Origin of the sequence: Chitinophaga barathri, assembly GCF_003807585.1 — a bacterium.
In the GTDB taxonomy this organism is placed as follows: Bacteria; Bacteroidota; Bacteroidia; order Chitinophagales; family Chitinophagaceae; genus Chitinophaga; species Chitinophaga barathri.
Genome location: NZ_RMBX01000009.1, coordinates 1 through 22,552 on the forward strand (window position 1 = coordinate 1; position 22,552 = coordinate 22,552).

19 protein-coding genes are annotated in these 22,552 nt (G+C 51.9%); 12 read left to right on the top strand and 7 right to left on the bottom strand.

Annotated features, from left to right (window positions below):
- Positions 1–289: 289 nt before the first annotated feature.
- A complete protein-coding gene (locus EG028_RS16675) occupies positions 290–1,492 on the bottom strand; it encodes a bifunctional 3,4-dihydroxy-2-butanone-4-phosphate synthase/GTP cyclohydrolase II (RefSeq protein WP_120517905.1) in 1,203 nt (400 codons plus the stop codon).
- A 397-nt stretch (positions 1,493–1,889) separates the two neighbouring features.
- On the opposite strand from EG028_RS16675, the gene EG028_RS16680 reads away from it, so the two are divergent.
- The 3 genes from EG028_RS16680 (at position 1,890) to EG028_RS16690 (ending at position 7,416) form a co-directional block, all read left to right on the top strand.
- Positions 1,890–5,075 (top strand): TonB-dependent receptor, encoded by a 3,186-nt coding sequence (locus EG028_RS16680; protein WP_162946570.1) that lies wholly within the window; start codon positions 1,890–1,892, stop codon positions 5,073–5,075.
- Positions 5,076–5,432: 357 nt separating this feature from the next.
- The gene (locus EG028_RS16685; protein WP_120517903.1) at positions 5,433–6,794 is read left to right on the top strand and encodes a hypothetical protein; all 1,362 of its coding nucleotides are present in this window, start codon (positions 5,433–5,435) and stop codon (positions 6,792–6,794) included.
- A 49-nt stretch (positions 6,795–6,843) separates the two neighbouring features.
- Entirely contained in the window at positions 6,844–7,416 is a 573-nt protein-coding gene (locus EG028_RS16690; RefSeq protein ID WP_123864693.1) for a hypothetical protein, read from the top strand.
- 178 nt (positions 7,417–7,594) lie between these two features.
- Here the strand turns inward: EG028_RS16690 and EG028_RS16695 are convergent, their stop codons facing one another.
- Both EG028_RS16695 and EG028_RS16700 read right to left on the bottom strand, forming a co-directional pair.
- Positions 7,595–9,955, bottom strand: a complete 2,361-nt coding sequence (locus EG028_RS16695; RefSeq protein ID WP_120517901.1) for a TonB-dependent receptor — start codon at positions 9,953–9,955, stop codon at positions 7,595–7,597.
- 116 nt (positions 9,956–10,071) lie between these two features.
- Positions 10,072–10,836 (bottom strand): alpha/beta hydrolase, encoded by a 765-nt coding sequence (locus EG028_RS16700; RefSeq protein ID WP_120517900.1) that lies wholly within the window; start codon positions 10,834–10,836, stop codon positions 10,072–10,074.
- A gap of 74 nt (positions 10,837–10,910) precedes the next feature.
- On the opposite strand from EG028_RS16700, the gene EG028_RS16705 reads away from it, so the two are divergent.
- The 7 genes from EG028_RS16705 (at position 10,911) to EG028_RS16735 (ending at position 16,710) form a co-directional block, all read left to right on the top strand.
- Positions 10,911–11,357, top strand: coding sequence for a DUF695 domain-containing protein (locus EG028_RS16705; protein WP_120517899.1), 447 nt, complete (start codon positions 10,911–10,913; stop codon positions 11,355–11,357).
- Positions 11,358–11,469: 112 nt separating this feature from the next.
- Positions 11,470–12,180, top strand: a complete 711-nt coding sequence (locus EG028_RS16710) for an esterase family protein (RefSeq protein WP_120517921.1) — start codon at positions 11,470–11,472, stop codon at positions 12,178–12,180.
- Positions 12,181–12,182: 2 nt separating this feature from the next.
- Entirely contained in the window at positions 12,183–13,133 is a 951-nt protein-coding gene (locus tag EG028_RS16715; protein ID WP_120517898.1) for an ATP-grasp domain-containing protein, read from the top strand.
- A gap of 34 nt (positions 13,134–13,167) precedes the next feature.
- On the top strand, positions 13,168–14,271 hold the full coding sequence (locus tag EG028_RS16720; protein WP_120517897.1) for a carboxylate-amine ligase: 1,104 nt from the start codon (positions 13,168–13,170) through the stop codon (positions 14,269–14,271).
- Between the two features lie 15 nt (positions 14,272–14,286).
- On the top strand, positions 14,287–15,111 hold the full coding sequence (locus tag EG028_RS16725) for a type 1 glutamine amidotransferase (RefSeq protein WP_120517896.1): 825 nt from the start codon (positions 14,287–14,289) through the stop codon (positions 15,109–15,111).
- The gene (locus tag EG028_RS16730) at positions 15,108–16,301 is read left to right on the top strand and encodes a hypothetical protein (protein WP_120517895.1); all 1,194 of its coding nucleotides are present in this window, start codon (positions 15,108–15,110) and stop codon (positions 16,299–16,301) included. The genes EG028_RS16725 and EG028_RS16730 overlap by 4 nt, the downstream gene beginning before the upstream one ends.
- A gap of 10 nt (positions 16,302–16,311) precedes the next feature.
- Positions 16,312–16,710 (top strand): RidA family protein, encoded by a 399-nt coding sequence (locus tag EG028_RS16735; RefSeq protein WP_120517894.1) that lies wholly within the window; start codon positions 16,312–16,314, stop codon positions 16,708–16,710.
- 201 nt (positions 16,711–16,911) lie between these two features.
- Here EG028_RS16735 and EG028_RS16740 read toward each other — a convergent pair whose 3' ends face one another.
- The 4 genes from EG028_RS16740 to EG028_RS16755 all read right to left on the bottom strand — a co-directional run bounded on the left by EG028_RS16740 (position 16,912) and on the right by EG028_RS16755 (position 19,528).
- The gene (locus tag EG028_RS16740) at positions 16,912–17,220 is read right to left on the bottom strand and encodes a rhodanese-like domain-containing protein (protein ID WP_120517893.1); all 309 of its coding nucleotides are present in this window, start codon (positions 17,218–17,220) and stop codon (positions 16,912–16,914) included.
- Positions 17,221–17,250: 30 nt separating this feature from the next.
- Positions 17,251–18,075, bottom strand: coding sequence for a PASTA domain-containing protein (locus EG028_RS16745; protein WP_120517892.1), 825 nt, complete (start codon positions 18,073–18,075; stop codon positions 17,251–17,253).
- Between the two features lie 15 nt (positions 18,076–18,090).
- Positions 18,091–19,089, bottom strand: a complete 999-nt coding sequence (locus EG028_RS16750) for a D-alanine--D-alanine ligase (RefSeq protein ID WP_120517891.1) — start codon at positions 19,087–19,089, stop codon at positions 18,091–18,093.
- Positions 19,090–19,180: 91 nt separating this feature from the next.
- Entirely contained in the window at positions 19,181–19,528 is a 348-nt protein-coding gene (locus tag EG028_RS16755; protein ID WP_120517890.1) for a 4Fe-4S dicluster domain-containing protein, read from the bottom strand.
- Between the two features lie 92 nt (positions 19,529–19,620).
- On the opposite strand from EG028_RS16755, the gene EG028_RS16760 reads away from it, so the two are divergent.
- Together EG028_RS16760 and EG028_RS16765 are read left to right on the top strand one after the other, a co-directional pair.
- Positions 19,621–20,637 carry an acyl-CoA reductase gene (locus tag EG028_RS16760; RefSeq protein ID WP_241559168.1) on the top strand — a complete coding sequence of 339 codons (1,017 nt, stop codon included), beginning with the start codon at positions 19,621–19,623 and terminating at the stop codon, positions 20,635–20,637.
- Between the two features lie 246 nt (positions 20,638–20,883).
- On the top strand, positions 20,884–22,419 hold the full coding sequence (locus tag EG028_RS16765) for a S1C family serine protease (RefSeq protein ID WP_120517889.1): 1,536 nt from the start codon (positions 20,884–20,886) through the stop codon (positions 22,417–22,419).
- Positions 22,420–22,552 lie beyond the last annotated feature (133 nt).

Consider the following 22,552-nt stretch of genomic DNA (forward strand, 5'->3'; position numbering starts at 1 on the left):
GATTAGCATTGCGAACGGTCTTTTGACCAATGACGACAAATAATCTGATTCCTTTTTCCTCTTCTGTTTTTTTTACATAAAACTAAGTTCTTCCTATTTTATAGCCACTACAAACATAGGATGACGGCCTTTTCACAACGACGCACCAAACAACGCTGGTTCTGTGTTGGAGTTTTCCGTATTACTAAAGCCCTTACACTAAAGTGCATAGTTTTAATTAACGGCCGGGACCAACAAAAAAGCCGTCCCGGAATTCTCCGGGACGGCTTTGAATATTGGTAAGGGGAAATTATCCTTTCAGAATCTCGTGCCCCAGTTTGTCGCGTTTGGTCTTGAGATAGAACTCGTTATGCGGGTTGGGCGATACTTCGATGGCCACGTTTTCCACCACTTCCAGGCCGTAACCTTTCAGGCCGGCGCGTTTGCGGGGGTTGTTCGTGATCAGGCGCATCTTGGTAACGTTCAGGTGGCGGAGGATCTGGGCGCCAACGCCGTAGTCCCGCTCGTCCATACCGAAGCCCAGTTCCAGATTGGCCTCTACGGTGTCTTTGCCCTCTTCCTGGAGTTTATAGGCCTTCAGTTTGTTCATCAGGCCAATGCCCCTGCCTTCCTGGTTCATGTACAGGATGAGGCCTTTGCCTTCTTTTTCGACCATCTGCATGGCGGCCTGGAGCTGTTCACCGCAGTCGCAGCGGAGGGAATGCAGGATGTCCCCCGTAAAACAGCTGGAGTGCACGCGTACCAGTACCGGGTCTCCCTGGTTCCAATCACCTTTTTTGAGGGCCATATGCATATCGCCGGAGTTCAGCTGTTTGAAGGCTACCAGCTCAAAATTGCCGTATTTGGTGGGCATCTGCACGCGTACTTCTTCCTCGATGAGGGATTCCGTGCGGAGGCGGTATTCGATAAGGTCTTTGATGGAGATCAGCTTCAGGTTGAACCGGCGGGCGATTTCGCGGAGCTCGGGGAGGCGGGCCATGGAGCCGTCTTCGTTCATGATCTCCACCAGTACGCCCGCGGGCTCGAAGCCGGCGAGGCGGGCGAGGTCTATGGTAGCTTCCGTGTGGCCGGTACGGCGCAGTACGCCGCCCTTTTTGGCTCTCAGCGGGAAAATATGCCCGGGTTTGCCCAGTTCTTCGGGGCGGGTATCGGGATGGATGAGCGCCTGGACGGTTTTGGCGCGGTCATGGGCGGAAATGCCCGTGGTGCAGCCGTTGCCCAGGAGGTCCACCGAAACGGTAAAAGGCGTTTGATGAAGGGCGGTATTGTCCCGCACCATAAGTTCAAGTCCCAGTTCCTCGCAGCGTTCTTCCACTAAAGGGGCGCAGATAAGGCCCCTGCCGTGCGTGCTCATGAAATTGATGATCTCCGGTGTTACGTTGCGTGCGGCTGTGATAAAATCCCCCTCGTTTTCGCGGTCTTCATCATCCACTACAATCACCAGTTTCCCCAGTTTTATATCCTCAATGGCGGATTCAATGGTATCCAGCATAATATGATTCCTCGGTTAGTATAAAAGATGTGCAAAGTTAGGATATAAAGTTGAGGTTTGGGGATATGGGACCTGCCCACTACCCTTTGGGTAACTGTGGATAACTTCCCGTATTATATTTATTTTAATTCGATTTATTGAAAATTCTACAGTAAAACCTGAACATTTCAGCTTTGAAAAAGGTTATAACAGGTAAGAAATCAAAATCTAACCGCATTTAACTTACAATCGATTAACATGTAACAATTTGTTAATTTCAAGTTAAAGTTCGAACGGCATATTTCGTCATCTTTGCTGCATCATCAAATCGTTTGTTATGGGATTTAAAAGATTACTCACTACATGCTTACTGCTACTGGGTGTGGTCTCCGCATTTGCGCAGGTTACTACCGGTGGTATGACGGGAACTATTAAAGACGCCTCAACCGGCGAAGTATTAATTGGCGCCACTGTAAAGGCGGTACACATTCCTACCGGCTCCGTATACGGAACCACTACCCTCGAAACAGGCCGTTACAATATCCCCAACATGCGTGTTGGAGGACCTTATACCGTTACTGTTACCTACGTCAGCTACAAAGAAGAAAAAACTGAGAACGTAAGCCTTCCCCTGGGCCAGACCCTCCGGCTTGATTTCTCCCTTCAGACCGCCGCCACCGGCTTACAGGAAGTGGTGATCAAAGGACGCCAGGATAAGACCTTTAACCCTTCCCGCACCGGCGCAGCCACTTTTATCAACAGCCAGCAGCTGAACAACCTGCCTACGCTGAACCGCGGCGTGGAAGACTTCACCAAACTCACGCCCCAATCCGGCAAGAAGCTGAACTTTGCGGGCCGTAACGGTTTGTACAACAGCTTCACGATAGACGGGTCTACGTTCAACAACGCCTTCGGTCTTTCCGAGCTGCCCGGCGGGCAGACAAACGCTCAGCCCATCAGTCTTGACGCGATAGAGCAGTTGCAGATCAACCTGGCGCCTTATGATGTAAAACTGAGCGGCTTTACCGGCGCGGGCATCAATGCGGTTACCAGGGGCGGTACCAATGAAATATCCGCTTCCGTATATACTTTTATCCGCAGCAAAGAACTGACGGGCAAAAAAGTGGAAGGAAACGAGGTAGTAAGGAATGACTTCAAACAGAACCAATACGGCTTCCGCATTGGCGGTCCGTTGATCAAGAACAAACTGTTCTTTTTCATCAATGCCGAAATGGAAAGACAAACCACTCCTTCCAGCACCTGGAGGGCCAACCGCGATACTTCTATTAAAGAAGCAAGGCTGCTGCCTCCCGGCGTTTCCTTCGTACGCGCGGGCCTGCTGGATTCACTGAGCACCCTGCTGAAGGACCAGTATGGTTATGACCCGGGAAGGTATGAGGACTTCTCTCTCCCGACCAATAACGACAAGATCACTTTCCGCCTGGACTGGAACATCAACGAAAAGAACAAATTCACGTTCCGTTACTCCTGGCTGAATGCCTACAGGGATATTGCACCCAGCACTTCCAACTCCAACGGCCGCGGCGCAAGCCTCACCTCCCTCTGGTTTGAGAATATGAAATACCGCCAGTTCAACAAGCTCAATTCATTTGCGGCAGAATGGAACAGCACTATTTCCAACAAGTTCTCCAACAACCTGAGCGTTAACTACAGCCGGTTCAGGGACAAACGCGACATCTTCGGCGGTAAACCCTTCCCCGTGGTGGACATCCAGAACGGCAGCGGTCAGAACATGATCTCATTCGGTTCCGAGCCATTCAGCGGCCTGAACAATTCTTCGCAGGACCTCTGGCAGATCACGAACAACTTCAATATTTATTCCGGTAAACATACTTTCCTGTTTGGCGTAAGCGCGGACTACAATAAGTTCTCCAACGGTTTCGCCCAGTTCATTTACGGCCAGTACAGGTTTGCGGACCCGCAATCTTTCTTTAACGCGACCGAGGGCGCTCCTGTCAATCCCCTGCTGTACCAGCTGACCTACTCAGCCATACAGGGCGACCCCGCCCCGATTGCCAAAATGAATACGGCGAGTATTGCACTGTATGCACAGGACGAATTCCAGATCAAAGAGAACTTCAGGCTCACCTACGGCCTCAGGGTAGACATGCCCTGGTACCCTACGGACCTGATGGCCAATGATAAAGTAACGGCCATGACGTTCCGCGATGGCGAAAAGCTGGACGTGTCCCAACTACCCAAAATGCAGGTGCTCTGGAGCCCCCGCCTCGGCTTTAACTGGGATGTGATGAATAACCAACGCCTCCAGGTACGTGGTGGTACAGGTATCTTCACCGGGCGTATACCTTTTGTATGGGCAGTGAACCAGGCCGGCCAGAACGGTCTCCTTTTCGGTTCCGAATTCTCTCAGCCGCCCACGGCACCCAACAACCGGTACTTTACGGATGACGTAACTGCATACATCCCTGCCAACGCATCAGCGGCGCCTACTTATCAGCTAGCCACAATGGATAAGGATTTCAAATACCCCCAGGTATGGCGCTCCAACCTGGCAGCAGACATACGCCTCCCGGCGGATTTCGTGCTGACGCTGGAAGGTATCTATACCAAAGACGTCAACGCTGTGTTTCACCGTGATGCCAACCTGGTAGCACCCAACGGTACGCTTGTGGGACCTGACAACAGGGCTACTTTCCCCGGCGGCACCGCAAACCGCATAAACCCTTCTGTTGTAAACGCAATCGTACTGGACAATACTTCTAAAGGGTATTCCTATGCCCTCACCGCACAGTTGCAGAAGAACTTCGATTTCGGTTTAGGCGGCTCTATCGCCTACACCTACACCGATGCCAAGGACGTTACCTCAAGCCCCGGCTCACAGGCTGCCAGCGCCTTCAACGGCAACCAGATCGTAGGTGACCCGAACATTCCGGTATTAGCCCGTACCAACTTCCTCGTAAGGAACCGTGTGATCGGCCAGCTGAGCTACGACATCAAATGGGCTAAGTTCCTGGGTACCACCCTCTCCCTCGTTTATGAAGGACAGGTGTATGGCGACCAGTTCAACAACAGCCGCATAAGCTACGTATATGGCGGCAGCGGTGCAATCGGCAATAACGATAACAGCACCAGCAATGACCTGATCTATATTCCCCGGAACGAATCGGACATCATCCTGATACCGAGCGCCACTCAGAATGGCGTCGTGGATACCCGTACCCCGGCGCAGATCTGGACCGACCTGAACAATTACCTCAACAACAACAAATATCTGAACGGGCGCCGTGGCCAATATGCGGAAAGGAACGGCATAGAGTTTCCCTGGGCTAACCGCTTCGACTTCAGGTTATTGCAGGAATTTGATTTCAGCAAACTGGCACCCAAGTCCAAAAGCAAACTTCAGCTTACGCTGGACGTGATCAACATCGGCAACCTGTTTAACAGCGACTGGGGCGTTACTCAAAACGCCACGCCGAATAACTTCCTGACCTTCAGGGATAAGAACGGCCCCGGCGGCCAGCCCCGTTATTCTTTCAACAGGATCGACGGACCATGGCAGGTGAATACCGGTATCGCTTCCCGCTGGCAGATGCAGCTGGGCGCGAGGTATATCTTTAACTAAGGAATACTTTTCGGAAATATGGGGCCGACCAAAAAGCAAACTTTGCTAATTGGTCGGCCCTTTGTTTTTTGTGAGGAGTTTTGATGGTAGCTACAATCCGGCTTTAACTTTTGCCTAGATCTCCAGATTAATCATTATCGTGATACTGAGGATGTCAAGCCTGCCATCCGTTCGCCAGTGGTTCTACGCATATTTCCCTCCAAGGGTTTATACGTAATTTGAATATTGCACACGCGATCATTTTGTATTTATCATATTATTGCATCATTTACAACTGCTATTTTTTTCACTAAGCTGAGGTGGCACCCTCTCCCATTTTCTGAAACAAGTCAACCCATTTCCCTAAACGTAAAAACTATGAAGAATAACTCCATCTTGCAACTCTTAGCCAGCATGTTTCTATTGTTTCTGATAATTGCAGCTTGCAATAAACAACAAAATACCGCTGAACCTCCCCATCTACAAATTCCAGCTATCCTACAATTATCCGACAGCGCCGATAGTCGGCTTATCACCTTGATAAAGGAAATTCAAAAAAAACAATATCAAACTGCTTACCTGCTTGGATTGGAGGATAAATATGGAATGCCGCTGTGGGAAAAGGGCCTGATTGGGCAACGCAACAGCACCACGGTATATACGATCCCCTTAAAACTTTCAGGTGCTTCAAAGATTTCTGGATTTATTGCCTTTGAGTTGGGGGATTCGCTACAGTACCAGCTCTATCCGAATGTTGATGTTAATTATTACGGGTACAGCAGAAAAAAAGGCGCTGCAAATGGCGTAAAGGTCAAAAATCTCATGATGGCACTTAATGCGAGGACTACGGGAGAAAACAATCCCATAGAACCTCCCCTTGATTGCATTGAACGAAAGTATCTCGAAAATGCCCGGATAGCCGATAATCACGGTAAGGTAACCATTAACACAAAAATATTCGTTGTAGAAAGCTGCTATTCATGGTGGGTCTGCATCGCAGACGCTGAAGGAAACTGCATTACTGAAAAGGTGTATCATCAGGACTGTGTTAGCCAGACATACTGGATCAGCGACGAATGGGAAAGTGGAGGCGTCGGCGGGGAAGGACCAGGAAGCGGAGGTTCCGGCAGTGAAGGCGGTGGCGGAAATGGAGCGGGAAGCAATCCTGGCGGCGGCGGAAGCGGCCTTCCCGGATCCTGCGACAATGTGCCTCTGCCCGACGAGTTACCGGAGATAGACGATGCTCAGATGGCTCTCATCCCCTGCAAAAGCTCGTTTAATCTGGTAAGGGACCCAGTAGACACGTGGCAAGCTGCCGTGATCAGCGATTATCGGTTTGGGTTTCATAACCCGACTAGAAGCAGTAGTATCTTTGAAGTGAATGTTGGAACAGTTGAAGTAGGGTTACCCAGGCAAACATATGCAGGAGATATCATTCACGCTTCAGAAGCAGGAGACATTCTAACCGACGCAGCCAAAAGTGCGGAAAGGACCATCAACAGGGCGATAGCATTATATGTTATGGCAAATCCTAACGCCATGCCACATAATTTCAACGATGATACTTTCGTGGCGATGTTCAAAAATGCATGGCAATATGAAATTGACATCAGGCTTCGCAAGAAATATTACCAGAACCAATATGTATCTCCATCAAGGGTATCAACCGATGTGAGCTCTTTTACTGTGAAAGATCCCACACTCTGGAGGACCTTAAAGTTTTGGGGCAGGGACTGTTAAAGAATTTTTTGTTAATTTCACGATAATGGTTACCCGAATAACATTTTTAATGGCACTCATTTTGATGCAAATGTTGTCAACCAAACAATCCCTTGGACAAATGAACAATAAGCTGAACGAAACCGGCTTTGGGAGTATTCAGATTGGAAAAAAAATAACAGACCTGGACAGCGTAATTTTGTATTCAATATTCCCCCAACGCGAGGATTACTTTTCTAATGATGAGAACCACACATTCTTCGTTTACACCGGCGATATCTATCAATTGACCGGAAGCGCCCTACTTTCAGGAAGTATAGAGCGGATATTTATTGTTCCGGATAAAGAGATGAAAGTGACCCTTATTGAAATATTGTTTGCCCCAACTGATGAAACCGCTGAAATCTTTACGATCTTAAATGATGTGTATGGTCCGCCGAATTCAGGGATGTCTGGTCTCTCAGGAGGTCATAAGCACAGTGAGCATTCAAACTGGCATCTTGATAACGGGAAAGTATTATTGAGCTTTTCGGCATTTTTGGCAAGCTCAGATTTGGGCACCTCCAGCCTTTCCCTTACAATGTCCGCTGTTTACGATGGACAGACTTCCGATTTCTCGATTTACAGAATGAAACAAAAATAAATGTTGGCAACTTAGGCTTCCTTTTTTGAGTCTTTCAGGTGGATTTTGTCCAGATTGTCGGCAAGGGCGGGCTATGAGCCCAAACCCGGCTTTAAGCGCATATCGGCCCTCTTTCTGCAAGGAAAAAGGGCCGACCTTTTTCAGGACTATTAGTACTTTTCGGTCGGCCCCTTTTAAATCAGAAATTCACCGCCACGCTCGCCAGGAAGTTGATTGTCTTCTGGGGAGTACCAGTAGAGATCCAGTATTCTTCGTTCAGCAGGTTGTTCCCTTTCAGGGAGAAGCGGTATTTAGGCTGATCGTAATACAGGCCTACATTCAGCAGGGTGTATCCGGGTAATACAAATACGTTGCTGCTCTCGAACCAGGAATCGGACACATAGTTGCCGCCGATGCCGAAACCAAGGCCCCTGGCTTTACCACGGGTCAGGAAATAACTGGCCCAGAAGTTGGCTACATTTTTAGGGCTGGCCATCAATGTTTTGCCTTCCAGCGCCGGGGTGGCCTTTTTATACGTGTTGTCATTGTATGCATACCCGGCAAAAATGTTCAGGCCGGGAATTGGATTGGCGATCACTTCCGCTTCAAAGCCACGGCTGAGCTGGGTGCCATCCTGTACGGTGAACTGTTTGCTGTCTATGGTTTCCAGGCGGGTGGAATTTGTCACGTCGATATTGTAGTAGTTCACCGTTGCGTTCAGCTTTTTGTTGAATGCATCCACTTTGATACCGCCTTCCCACTGGTTGGCATACTGCGGCTTCAGCTCAAGGATGGTGCCATCCGGCTGTGTAGCGGGGCCGAGGTTCGCAAAACCGTTCATGTAGTTCGCGAAGAGAGACACCTTGTCTTTCACCACCTGGTACACGAGGCCCAATTTGGGCGACAGTGCATTCTGTTTGTAACCGCCGGTAAATTTACTGGTGGCGAAGGAGTAAGTACCATCTGTGGTGTAGCGGTCCGCGCGAAGGCTCAGCATCGCCATCAGGCTGGGCGTGATGTTGAACACATCGGAAATATAAATGCCGTAGTTGTATGCTTTGGTGGAAGTACCGTTGAAACCCGCAGCCGCAGAACGGTCGTCGATCTTTTGCGCGCTCATGTCCGGGATATTGCGGCGCAGGTTGATGGTATCGTAGGTGAATACGGCGCGGTACAGTTCGTTGTAGTTATAGTTGTAATCCAGGCCTATCACTACCCTGTTACGGAAGTTGCCGATCTTAAAATCACCGATAAAATTCTGCTGTACCTGTATGTTGCCAAAGGTCTCGGGTGTCTGGTTGCGCATCCCGCGGGCGATGGTGGAGTCCGTCAGGAAGTTGAGGCTGGTCCACAGCAGGGATTTGTAAAAACCTTCGGAATAGAGGAAATTGGTCTCAGACTTCCATTGGTCGGACATCTTGTATTCCAGTTTGAACTGCAGGTTGTTGATGCCGTTGGCAATGTCCACCCCGTTGTTGATGAGCGATTGTTTATAAGGCAGCTGGAGGTCTTTGAAATTACGTGCCGACATCTTTCCCAATGCGGCCGCTGAAATGCCGATGGTGGTAGTGGTGTAATAACCGCGCGTCATTTCCGCGTCCACCGTCAGTTTGGTGCGGTCGTTGAGCTGGTAGGTGAAAACGGGGGCGATGGTGAAGTTTTTGTTATACCCCTGATCCTGGAAAGAACCTTCCGACTGGAAAGCGGTATTGAGGCGGAACAGCATGGTCTTCGACTTGTTTACTGGCGTATTGATGTCCGCCGTGATCCTGGCGAACTCGAAGCTGCCGCCGGTAAGGCTTACCTCGCCGCCAAAGTGGTCATACGGTTTTTTGGTCACGTAGTTGAACACACCGCCGAAAGAAGTATTGCGGTTGCTGCCGAACAGGGTGCCTGAGGGGCCTTTGATGGCTTCAATCCGTTCCAGGATCACGGGGTTCAGCGGTACGATGGCGCTGGTGGCCATGCCGTTGCGCATACCGATGGTGCCTGAAAAACCACGGAGGCTGAGGCCCTGGGAGCCACCGGCCGAGAAGTTCGGCACAGCGCCGGCGATATTCCTGTAAATGTCAGTGCGTTCTATGACGAGCTGCTCTTTCATCACAACCTGCCCCACGGTATGGTATACCTGCGGGTTTTCGAGGTTCTTGATCGGCAGGCGGGCGATCTGCTCACTTTCCTTGGTTACAAATTTATTGGATACGCCGCCGGTGATGGTTACTTCTCTCAGCTGGGTGCTGGATACCTGGAGTTCCAGGTTTACGGCGGTGGTCTGGCCTTTCTCCACGGTTACGTCCTGGCGGAGCGTTTCATATCCTACCAGCGAAACTTCCAGCTGGAATTTCCCTACGGGTACGCGGTTGATATAAAAAGAGCCGTCTTCGCGGGTGATACCGTGTTTGTTCGCGCCTTTCACCACTACGGTTACGGCTATTGCGGGACTGCCTTCATTCGTCGAGATCATTCCTTTGATCGATCCATACTCCGGCTCATTGGCTGTATTGCCTGCAAAAGCGGCAAACGGCAGCAGGAGGTATAGGAATTGTATAAGCTTCTTCATCTTTCGTAAAAGTTTCCGCAAAGGTTGCCCGTCCGGGGTCCGGTAGTTTTAACATTCGGGAAAAAGATTTACGCAAAAGGGAAAAATGCGGGCAGGATAAGAATAGAGACCAGTTTTCAGCTGTTCACCACCCATTCCAGGAAACCGGGCATCACGCCGGCCCAGGTGGCCATATCATGTTTGCCGCCCTGTACCAGTTCGTATTTGATGTGTTTGCCTTTCTCATATCCTTTTTCTTCCAGCAGCTGCACCAGGTCTTCGGTGTCGTCCACCGCGTCCACCACGCCGTTCACGTTGCGGTCGGACTCTTCGTCCTGCGTGCCTGCTTCAAAATAGAACCGCAGGTCCGGGTGAAAACGCCCTTCCCGCACCTGGCGGTGCATGATGCGCTGCGGGGGATTGCCATTTGAGCTGCGCCACCAAAGCGAGCCGGAGAATACGCCTGCTTTGTGAAAAGCCTGGGGATTGTTCCACACGATGTCCAGCGCGGATAGTCCGCCCATAGAGAAACCTGCAAATGTTTTATCCGGGAATGGCCGGTGGTAGCGGCTTTCGAGGAAAGGCAGGAGTTCTCTCATGATAAAACGCGTGTACAGTGCCGCTTTACAACCTCGGCCCTGGTAGTCTACATGCCTTGCCGTGCCATATTCCTGCATCCGTTGCGCGCCCGCGTGTACGGCCACTACCCAGAGGGAAGGATGGCTGGTATCCTGCAGATGTTCCAGCATGGAAGGGAAGCCCAGCTGATCCAGGTCCTGCCCGTCGTTCATGAGCAGCAGGTGGGGCGTATCCTTTGTGTTGGCGGGAAGATATACATCGAAAGTGACCTCCCGTTGGAGGAAAAGAGAGTACTGTCCGAAGGATTCTTTTCTGGGAAGCATATGCGGCGGGTTTCCTTACTAAGTTAAAGAAATAACGCCAGAAATGTTATTTTACAGAACAGAAACCTTGCATTATGAAATTGTTCCATATCCGGTTATTACCTGTTCTATTGCTCTTCCAGCCTGCATTTGGCCAACAGGCTCCCCGGAATGCGCAGAAATACGAGGTAAACACTTCACTGAAAGCTACCGCCCCTGATGCCACGTATCCTTTCCTGTTAGTGACGGACCTTACCATCCCCGGATGCAAACCCGGCGCGGAGCTGGCTGAAACGCAGGAATCCATCGCGGACGCGGCCGGCACACAGCTCAGGATGCTGGTAACCAGCGTACATGCCGGCGCTGTGCTGCAGGAATGCCGCCGCACGGATTATTATTACGTCAGGGACACGGCGGATCTGCGGATGGTGATGGAAACCTTTTACAAGGATAATTTTTCAGAATACCAGCGCAGCATCACCATACGGCCGGACCCCGCGTGGAAGATGTTCCTGGACACGCTGCTGCCCGCCGCCAGATAAATCCCTGCCGCCCCTCAAATAATTCCCTGCCACCTTTGAGAACCCGTAAATTTTCATGAAATTCGTAACATATCCTTCGCCAAGCAGGCGTGTTTCCATAAAACCCGAGCCTTTGACAGAAAACTACCATACCTGGCAATCTTCCCACCTGGGCCGTGAATTTGAGATGCTGGTATTCGGCCACGCCGGTTACCCGCTGATCCTGTTCCCGACGTCCATGGGCCGTTATTACGAAGGGAAAGACCGGGGGCTGATAGATTCGGTCTCCTGGTTCGTCAGGAACGGAAGGGTCAGGATCTACTGCCCGGACGGGATAGACAGTCTCAGCTGGTACAACAAAGAGATACACCCGGCGGACAGGGCGCGGAACCACTCCTTGTACGATGCACTTATCCTGCACGAAGTGCTGCCCCGCATTGAAGCGGAAACGGGCCATAGCCGCGTAGCCGTGGCAGGCTGCAGCTTCGGCGGGTACCATGCCGCCAATTTCGCTTTCAGGCACCCCGAAAAAGTCGCCTACCTTTTCTCCATGAGCGGCCTGCTGGACATACGGTCCAGGACGGACGGGCATTATGATGACAATATCTACTTCAACAACCCCATGGACTACATGCCGGACAATTCCCACCCGGACCTGTGGCGGATGGGCATTGTGCTGGGCGCAGCCGAAAGGGACGTCACCCGGGGGCAGAACGAACAGTTCTCCGGCATCCTCAACAACAAATCGATACAGCACTGGCTGGACGTAAGGCCCGATATGGTGCACGACTGGCCCGCATGGAGGCAGATGCTGCCGCACTATTTGTCTTTACTAAAGCACTGAGCGTGAAAAAGATCGGTATCCTTTACGGACAGGAGAACACGTATCCGCAGGCATTTACAGACCGTGTGAACCGTTACTGCGGCCCCGGTATGATGGCGGAACCCGTGCTGATCAGCAAAGCCCTCCAGGGAGGCCCGCCGGAATATGCCGTGGTCATAGACCGCATCTCGCACGACGTGCCTTTTTACCGCGCCTGGCTGAAAAACGCCGCTTTACAGGGCACCGCCGTGATCAACAACCCCTTCTGGTGGAGCGCGGACGAAAAATTCTTCAACAACGCCATCGGCCTGCATACAGGCGTACCCGTGCCCGGCACCGCACTGCTGCCGAGCTTTGAGCTGCCGGACGATACCACCGGAAACAGTTTCCGCAACCTTCATTACCCCCTGGACTGGAACGCCATTTTCGCGGTGACCGGCTTCCCCGCTTATATGAAACCCTTTGCGGGCGGCGGCTGGAAAAACGTATACCGCGTAAAGGACGAAGAAGAATTTTTTAAGCTGCATGCGCAGACCGGGCGGCATGTGATGCTGTTGCAGGAAGAGATCGTTTTTGAGTCCTATTTCCGCTGTTATTGCATCGGCGGCAGGCATGTACACATCATGCCCTACGAGCCGCGCAACGCGCCTGAAAAACGGTATGAGGCGGATTTTGAACTGAGCACCTCATTAAAAGAAAAGATAGAACAATACACCCTCCTGCTGAACCAGGCGCTGGGTTATGATTTTAACACCGTGGAATTTGCCGTGAGGGACGGCGTGCCTTATGCCATCGACTTCTGTAATCCCGCCCCCGATGCGGACCTCCAGTCTGTAGGTGAGGCGAACTTTGAATGGGTGGTGGAACATTCCGCGCGGTATGCCATAGAACGGGCCATGGCGCAGGAAAACGGGAAAGACAACCTGACCTGGGGCAACTGGCTGAAAGAGGCCGTGCAGCAGGATCGCAAATAATTACGAACTTCACCGCTGAAACGCATTACAAGACATGAATTACGGAGCCTTTACACTTGGAATAGAAGAAGAATACATGGTAATGGACCCGCAAACGCGGGAGCTGCGCTCGCATGAACAAAAGATTGTGGAGCAGGCGCAGAAAGTGATCAAGGATAAAGTAAAAGCGGAAATGCACCAGGCCGTTGTGGAGGTGGGCACGCAGATATGCGCGAACATCGAAGAAGCCTACCAGGACGTGCTGCTGCTCCGCAAGACCATTACGCAGATAGCCGGGGACCTGGGCTTCAGCATCGGTGCGGCCGGCACGCATCCCTTCTCCAAATGGGAAAAACAGCTGATCACGGACCACCCGCGGTATTTTGAACTGGTGAACGAAATGCAGGACGCCGCCCGGTCCAATCTTATTTTCGGGCTGCATGTGCACGTAGGTATGGAGAACCGCGAGATGGCGCTGCACATTGCGAACAGCGTGCGTTATTTCCTGCCGCACGTGTTTGCGCTCAGCACGAACTCCCCTTTCTGGGAAGGGCGGAATACCGGTTTTAAATCCTTCCGCACCAAGGTGTTCGACAAATTCCCCCGCACCGGCATACCTGACTATTTTACGAGCATCGAGGAATATGACAACTTCATTAAACTGCTCGTAAAAACGAACTGTATAGACAACGCGAAAAAAGTGTGGTGGGACCTTCGCGTGCACCCGTTCTTCAACACAGTAGAGTTCCGCATCTGCGACGTACCGCTCACTTTACAGGAAACCATTACGCTCACCGCGCTTTTCCAGGCGATATGCGTGAAAATATACAAGCTGCGCAACCAGAACCTGAACTTTATCATTTACAACCGCGCGCTGGTGAATGAAAACAAATGGCGCGCATCGCGTTATGGCATAGACGGCAACCTGATCGATTTCGGGAAGGAAATGGAAGTGAACACCCGCGCGCTGATCTACGAACTGCTGGATTTTGTGGACGATGTGCTGGATGACCTCGGCACCCGCTCCGCCGCGGTGGATGGCGTGAACAAGATACTGGCGGAAGGCACGGGGGCAGATAAACAACTGAAAGTGTTTGAAGAACACAACGGGGACCTGGTGAAAGTGGTGGATTATATACAATCGCAGTTTCTGCCGTAATTTTGTAGGGTAAACATGAAGATAGCTATACTGGATATGTACGAAGGCGTCCCCAACGAGGGCATGCGCTGTATACGCGAGTTGCTGCTGCAATTTGCGGAGGCGGCACAGGTGCCTATGCAGATCAATGAATTTGAAGTGCGCGGGCAAAAGCAGGTACCGGACCTGGGTTACGACGTATACATCTCCAGCGGCGGCCCCGGCAGTCCTGTGGACAGTGCCGGCAGCGACTGGGAAAAGGCTTATTTCCACTGGCTGGAAAAAGTGCTGGAGTGGAACCTTCAGCCCAGCAACCGCAAAAAACACATCTTCCTCATCTGCCATTCCTTCCAGGTAGTGTGCAGGTATTTTGATCTGGGCACCGTCTGCCGCCGCAGGTCGCCGGCCTTTGGCGTGTTCCCTGTACACAAAACAAAAGCCGGCGAAGCTGAACCGATCTTCAGCGGCCTCCCCGATCCTTATTATATCGTGGACAGCCGCAACTGGCAAGTGATACAACCCAATGAAGAAAAGCTGGCTGCCATGGGTGCGGAAGTGCTCGCCATTGAAAAAGAAAGGCCGCATGTGCCGCTTGAAAGAGCTACCATGGCCATCCGTTTTTCGCCGTATATGATCGGCACACAGTTTCATCCCGAAGCGGACGGGCCCGGGATGCGCAAACACCTGCTCACCCCCGCTAAAAAACAACGCGTGGTGGAAGAGCACGGGCGCGAAAAATTTGATAACATGCTGGAGCTGCTGAAAGAGCCGGACAAGATCCTGCTCACGCACGATACGCTGCTGCCTAACTTCCTGGAAGAAGCGCTCGCGTACCAGTTTTCCCAAACCAAACCGACATGATCCCTTCCATACGCCAGGCTTATAATCAACAGTTCACCCCCGCCAGGTATGCGGACCTTCTGGCCAGCCTGACCGTGGAAACCGGCGTCACGCCCGCCTTCAGGGTCGCTGAAACGCCGGTGTTCGTTCCGAAAGCATTACAGGAGCAGCTTATAGCCGCGGGAGATGCCGTGATAGAAGTGATCCTCCGGCCGGACCTCACCGCCATTACAGAAGCCGCCATTCCCAAAGGCCAGCTGGTACCGAAAGAAAATCATCATGCCCAGTTCATCATCATAGATTTTGCCATTACCCGCAACGAAGCCGGGGAGCTGGCGCCCCAGCTGATCGAATTGCAGGGGTTCCCCAGCCTGTTCGGTTTCCAGGAACTCCTGGCCCGCCAGTACCGCCGCCATACGGATGTGCCGGATACTTATTCCACCTTCGGCCCCGGGCTCGACCTCCAGGGTTATGTGGAACTGCTGCGCCGCTGCATCCTGGGCACACATCACCCTTCCAACGTCATACTGCTGGAAGTAATGCCCCAGCAGCAGAAGACGCTGATCGATTTTGTGTGTACGGAAGCGATGCTGGGCATTCCGGCCGTATGCGTGTCCGACCTCATACAGGAAGGCAAAAAACTCTATTATCTCAGGAACGGCGAAAGGGTACGCGTACAGCGAATCTACAACCGCATGATATCCGAAGACGTTGCCGCGCACAGGGAACAACTGGGCGATATCGTCAATTTCCAACACGAACTGGAAGTGGAATGGGCCACGCACCCCAACTGGTATTACCGCATCAGTAAATTCCTGTTGCCCTTTATACACGGGCCTTTTGCGCCCAAAGCCTGGTTCCTTCACGAGCTGCCCGTGCTGCCGCAGGACCTGGAAAATTATGTACTGAAGCCGCTGTTTTCTTTCGCCGGGCAGGGCGTGATCATAGACCCCACTCCCGCCGATGTGGAGAAAATAGAAGATCCGGAGAACTGGATATTGCAGCAGAAAGTGGAATACGCCGCCGCCATAGAAACGCCCACCGGCCCCGCCAAATGCGAGATACGCCTCATGTACTGCTGGCCGGACGATGCGCCCGCTCCCATACTGGCGCAAAACCTCGCGCGCCTGAGCAAAGGCAAAATGATCGGTGTGAACTATAACCGCGACCTGGATTGGGTAGGCGGCAGCAGCTGTTTTTTCGAACCTTAAAACACAACATATGCAAAGGCTAAACATCAGTTCAGGCGCTCCCTGGGAAGCCAAAGTAGGCTACTCCCGGGCAGTGCGGATCGGCAATGTGGTGGAAGTATCAGGCACCGTGTCGCAGGACGGTGACAAAGTGATCGGCATCGGGAACGCTTATGAGCAGACCAAACATGCGCTGGCAAAGATCGAGGCCGCGCTGGTAAAGGCCGGCGCTTCGCTGCACGACGTGGTGCGTACGCGTATGTTCGTAACCGATATTTCGAAATGGGAAGAAATAGGCCGCGCGCACGGGGAGTTTTTCCAGGCTATCAGGCCCTGTACCACGATGGTGGAGGTAAAAAGCCTCATCAGCAAGGAATTGCTGGTGGAAATTGAAGCCACGGCGGTGCTGCCGGGCGGGAAGTTAGGATAGCAGATAAAAGGAAGCCCCACCGGTGAAGACCGATACTTTTTTCACCGTTCTCTCCTATATCTATCCTATAACGATCGTATATCGATCCTATATCTATCGTATAAGCTCAGGGTTTTAGGTAAAATACTACCAGGACGGATGCTACAGGCAATAAAAAAGCCACCCCGTTAGAGGCAGCTTTATGTTGTGCGGTATAATAGCTTATTGGCTGATCTTTTCCTGCCAGGCGAGCATGCCGCCGGTGAGGTTCACCAGGTTCGTAAAGCCCATGGTTTCCAGTACCATACATGCCTGCCCGCTGCGGTTGCCGCTTCTGCAATACACGATCAGTTCCTTGTCTTTATAGTCTTCCAGCTCGTCCACCTGCATGGCGCGGATGTCTCCCAGCGGAACGTGTATCCCGCCGATGTTGAACTCCTCTCTTTCATGCGGCTCGCGTACGTCCACCAGGGTAACGGTCTCCCCGCTATCCAGGCGCTTTTTCAGTTCTTCGGGTGTTATAGTTTGCATGATGCGAAAATTTTTACAAAGGTAAATAATCTACTCTTCCGTTGCCGGTTTTTGCACAGGCGCAATGGAATCCTTAACGGGCTTTGCGGCGCTCAGCCAGAGGTCCACGCTTTCTCCCGCGCGTATCAGGTTCAGCTCGCCCAGTTCATTCCTGCGCGGGGGGCTCTGCCTGAATACAAAGGCGCCTAAAGTGTCCGTTACGCCGCCGTCTATCAGTACGGTCCCGATATTGAGGTTGCTCGCGGCCAGCACTTCGCGGGCTTCCATATAGGTCATGCCCACGGTTTCGGGCACAGGGTTTTCCATGCTGCCGGTGCCGCTGCTCAGTACGAGGGTGATATTGCTGCCTTCGGGTATTTCTTTCCCCGGCTTGATGGGTTTGCCATTCAGCAGCTGCTGCAATACGGTATTGGTAGCGAAGTCCGGTTTATAGATCGTATCCCCGATGTTCAGCCTGCGGGCACGGAGCGTCATTTCCGCGCTGCGGTAGGTAAGCCCTTCCAGGTCCGGCATGGGCACCATGGGAGGCACCAATTTGTTCACCGTGAGATAAATGGTGCGGTGGCTTTTCACCACATCGCCGCGCTCGGGCGTCTGTTCGTACACCAACAGGGCACGCATGGTATCGATATAGATGGAGTCGCGCACCTCCACGTCAAAGCCGAGGCCTTCCAGCACGGAAGTGGCTTCCTGGATGCTTTTACCCCGTACGTCGGGCACGGTCACCTCCTGGTTGTGACGGGTGAGGAACCCGAGGGACAGGAAAAAAAGGATCCCCAACAGCACGATCAGCCCGCAGATCACGAGCACATTGAAGCCGAAGGAACGCCTTGTGATATTGTGAAACATTTTCATATTAGCAAAGTATACTTAATTTTTAACAGCCGCAAGGCATTCTTCAATAAGCATGCCGTAAAACGCCCGCAGGGTAAGCCCTGCCGCGCGCACCTGCTGGGGCACCAGGCTGTTTTCACTCTGGCCGGGCATGGTGTTCACTTCCAGGAAATATACTTTGCCCGTGCCTTCTTCCAGGATAAAATCCGCTCTCACAATGCCCTTGCAGTTCAGGCGGTTGTACAGCTCCAGCGCCGCGGCACGGATCGTGTCCGCCGCTTCGGGGGCTATTTCCGCCGGGGTCACCTCGTTGGTGATACCCGGGGTGTATTTGGCTTCGTAGTCGAAGAACTCTTTGGTGCTGCGGATCTCGGTGAGGGGCAGCACGGTCATGTTGCCCTGCGCGCGGAAAAGGCCGCAGGTCACTTCGGTGCCTTTGATAAATTCTTCGATCAGCACCTGGCTGTCTTCGTTGAACGCTTTCTGAATAGCGGGCTCCAGTTCATCGGCTTTGTTCACTTTGCTCATGCCGATGCTGCTGCCGCCCTCGGCGGGCTTTACGAATACGGGGAGGCGCAATTGGCCGAGGATCTCAGCGGCATCGTAAGGTTTGTCCCGGAATATATGCACGGAGCGGCTCACGTTCACCACGTTGAGCGCCGCCACTACTTTGTTGCAATAACTTTTGTTGAAGGTGAGCGCGGAGGTAACCATGCCGCAGCTGGTGTAAGGGATACCCAGCATCTCGAAATATCCCTGCAGGCGGCCGTCTTCCCCGGGCGTGCCGTGGATGCCGATAAAAACGGCGTCGAAGCGGATAGGTTTCCCGTTTACGGTAAGGCTGAAGTCGTTTTTGTTCACCTCAGCGGCAACGCCTTCAGGAGAAGTGTAAGTCCAGCTGTCTTTGGTGATAATGATCTTGTAAACGTCGTAGAGCGCGGGATCGATGTTTTTTTCGATCACAACAGCGCTTTGCACGGATATCACGTATTCTCCGGAGTATCCGCCGGCTACCAGGGCTATATTCTTCTTCATAGATGGCAAAATAACAAAAAAGGAAGGCCCAACATACCGCTGGTACTTCCTTTTCGGTGAATTATTTCAATTTTAAAGATGTATTTGCTGGTTAGATGTGCAGGCGGGCCTTCTTATCCATCAGCTCGTCCACTGTTTCCTGGTACATTTCATCGGGCACGCAGCAGTCTACCGGGCACACGGCGGCGCACTGGGGCTCTTCGTGGAAACCCTGGCATTCTGTACATTTATTGGGCACAATATAATAGGTATCAACGCTGATGGGGGCGTTACGCAGGTCCGCATCCATAGCGGAGCCGTCCATAAGGGTGTAAGTCCCTTTTACAGTGGTTCCGTCTGCAATTGCCCACTCTACACCACCTTCGTAAATCGCATTATTCGGGCATTCGGGTTCACACGCTCCGCAGTTTATACACTCGTCTGTTATCTTAATTGCCATATTGTAAACTTTTTGTTTAGGAAGTAAGCCATTAATTTTGCTTCAAAAATAGAATATCTACAATTTAAATACTCAAATTATTTTTAGGGGATATGATGGAATTATCGCAAAAATTAGCAGTACTGAGCCGGCTGGAGGCGTATTTGAGGGGAAATGGCACTGAAGAGGAGCAGGAAAGCCTCGGGTTGGTCAAACAGCGTGCTTTTGCGCATAACGGCTGGTTTACCCCCGAGTTCACAGACCTGGCGATCGCCAATACCTGCAAATATTACCTGGACCCCGCCGCTTTACAAGCATGGATCGCGTTATATCCCGGTTTCGGGAAACCGGCCGTCCGCAAAAAGGTAGGCATTGTGGCGGCGGGTAATATTCCGCTTGTGGGGTTTCACGACTGGCTTACGGGTTTCCTGAGCGGGCATGAGATCCGGGTCAAACTATCTTCCAAAGACAACGTGCTGCTGCCCCATATCTTCGGCAAGATCGCGGAATGGGCGCCGGAAGCCGCGCAGGACACCGTGGTGGCGGAGATGCTGAAAGATTGCGATGCGTACATCGCCACCGGCAGCAACAATTCCGCCCGTTATTTCAACTATTACTTTGCCAAATACCCGCACATCATCCGCCGCAACCGTACTTCAGCCGCCGTGCTCACCGGCGGCGAGACCCCGGAAGAGCTCAGCGCGCTGGCGGACGACGTGATGCTGTACTTCGGGCTGGGATGCAGGAACGTCACGAAAGTATATGTACCGGAAGGTTACGACTTCAGCCCCCTGCTCACCGCACTGAAAAAGTACGACCGCCTGGCGGATCATCACAAATACAAAAACAATTACGATTATAACCTCGCATTGTACCTGCTGAACCTCAGTCCGTACCAAACGAACGACAGCGTGCTGCTGCACGAAAGCGAATCCCTTTTCAGCCCGCTCAGCGTACTGCATTACGGCTTCTACCGGAACAGGGAGGAGCTGGAAACACAGCTGCGGGAAAACCCGGACCTTCAGTGCCTTGTGGCAAAGGATGCCATCCCTTTCGGGCAGGCGCAATATCCCTCGCTGACGGACTACGCGGATGGCGTGGATACCGCTGCCTTCCTGGCTTCGCTGTAAATGCGGGGCTTAACAAAATGTCACCCGAACTTGTTATCTTGACAGGCATTGCCATACTTTTGGCAGTGCCTGTGCCGTTTTAATTAAGGAGGTTTTAACGATTGATATAAAAATCTGTTAAATACTTCCATGTTGCAACTTACAAGCTGTGATCTCCGTTAAATTTGTAAGGAAGGGCATGTAAATTGATCTTAGGTTACCTGAGAAAACTTTATTTCAATCACCCCTTTTAAAACCAGTGCAAATATGAAATTTTCGCAAGTTGCGGGTACCATCCTGATCAGCGCCGCCACAGCGGTCGGGAGCATATTTGTTTACAGTAAGTATTTCCAGAAGGAGCCGCAGGGGTATTACCAGAACGGTTCCGATGCTATCCCTGTAAATTATGCCAGTTACATGCCCGGCTCCACAGGTAACACCAATCTGACGCCACCGACTGATTTCCAGCAGGCGGCGAAGATAGGCACACCGGGAGTGGTACATATAAAAACGAAGATCAATCCCAAACAGCTGGGAAACAATCTCCAGAAAAGGAAAAGCCTGCTGGAAGAGTTTTTCGGGGAAGGATATGACGAAGGAGATGGCGGCCGCCGGTATTACACGCCCGGCCAGATGGCATCCGGCTCCGGCGTACTGATCTCGGACGACGGGTATATCGTGACCAACAATCACGTGGTGGACGATGCGGATGAAATATCCGTGACCCTGAGCAACAACAAATATTACACAGCCACCGTGGTGGGTACAGACCCAAGCACGGACCTGGCGGTGATCAAAATAAAGGCCACCAGCCTCCCCTACCTCCTGTACGGTAATTCAGACGATGTACAGGTGGGCCAGTGGGTACTGGCGGTAGGTTACCCGCTGAACCTCGAAACCACGGTAACGGCCGGTATCGTAAGCGCCAAATCGCGCGCAATCGGTATCAACAGGCGGAACAGCCGCACGGCCATCGAATCGTTCATACAAACGGACGCCGCGGTGAACCAGGGGAACAGCGGGGGCGCCCTCATCAATACGGCCGGCGAGCTGATAGGTATCAACTCGGCCATTGCTTCCCCTACCGGGGCTTACGCGGGGTATTCCTACGCCATCCCGGTGAACCTGGTGAAGAAGGTGGTGAACGACCTGATGAAATTCGGCAACGTTCAGCGGGCGTACCTTGGCATTATATACAAGGACCCGAATACGATGACGGAGGGAGAACTTAAAGACCTTAAAATGAGCCGTGATATGGCCGGCATCAAAGTACTGGAAGTACCGCCGACAGGCGCAGCCGCGCAGGCGGGCATCAAAGAAGGAGACGTCATAACCAAGATAAATGGTGTAAATACTTCATCAATTCCGGAGTTGATGGAACAGATCAGCCGATACAAACCAGGTGATAAGGTCAGCGTGAATTACTTACGCGACAATAAAGAGTATACCGCAAACGCAATTCTGAAGAACCTCGACGGGAATACGGACATTGTAAAGCTGAGTGTACTCGATTACCTGGGGGCTGACTTTGTACCCTTAAAAAAGAACCTTTCGGAGAACCTGGGCATAGAAGGCGGGGTAATGGTCGCAAATATCAGCAGCGGTCTTATCAAGAAACAGACGAATATGAAGCCCGAGTTCGTTATCCTGAAGGCTGGCGCTACGAAGATCAGGAATATAGAAGAACTGAAAAGCGCACTGAATGGCAAAAAGCAGGTGAGGCTGGAAGGTTTTTATATCCGGGACCGGTACGCCAACATTTATTACTACGATCTGAACCTGGCAAATAGCGCCGAGTTCTGACGCAGTTAGATATTACAGACATTAACATGTGTTTTCATATAGGTTTTATAGGTTAGGATTAAAGGGCTCTTGTTTTCAGGAGCCCTTTGTTATTGTAAGCACTTAATACTTACAAAATAAAAGCCCCGGCATA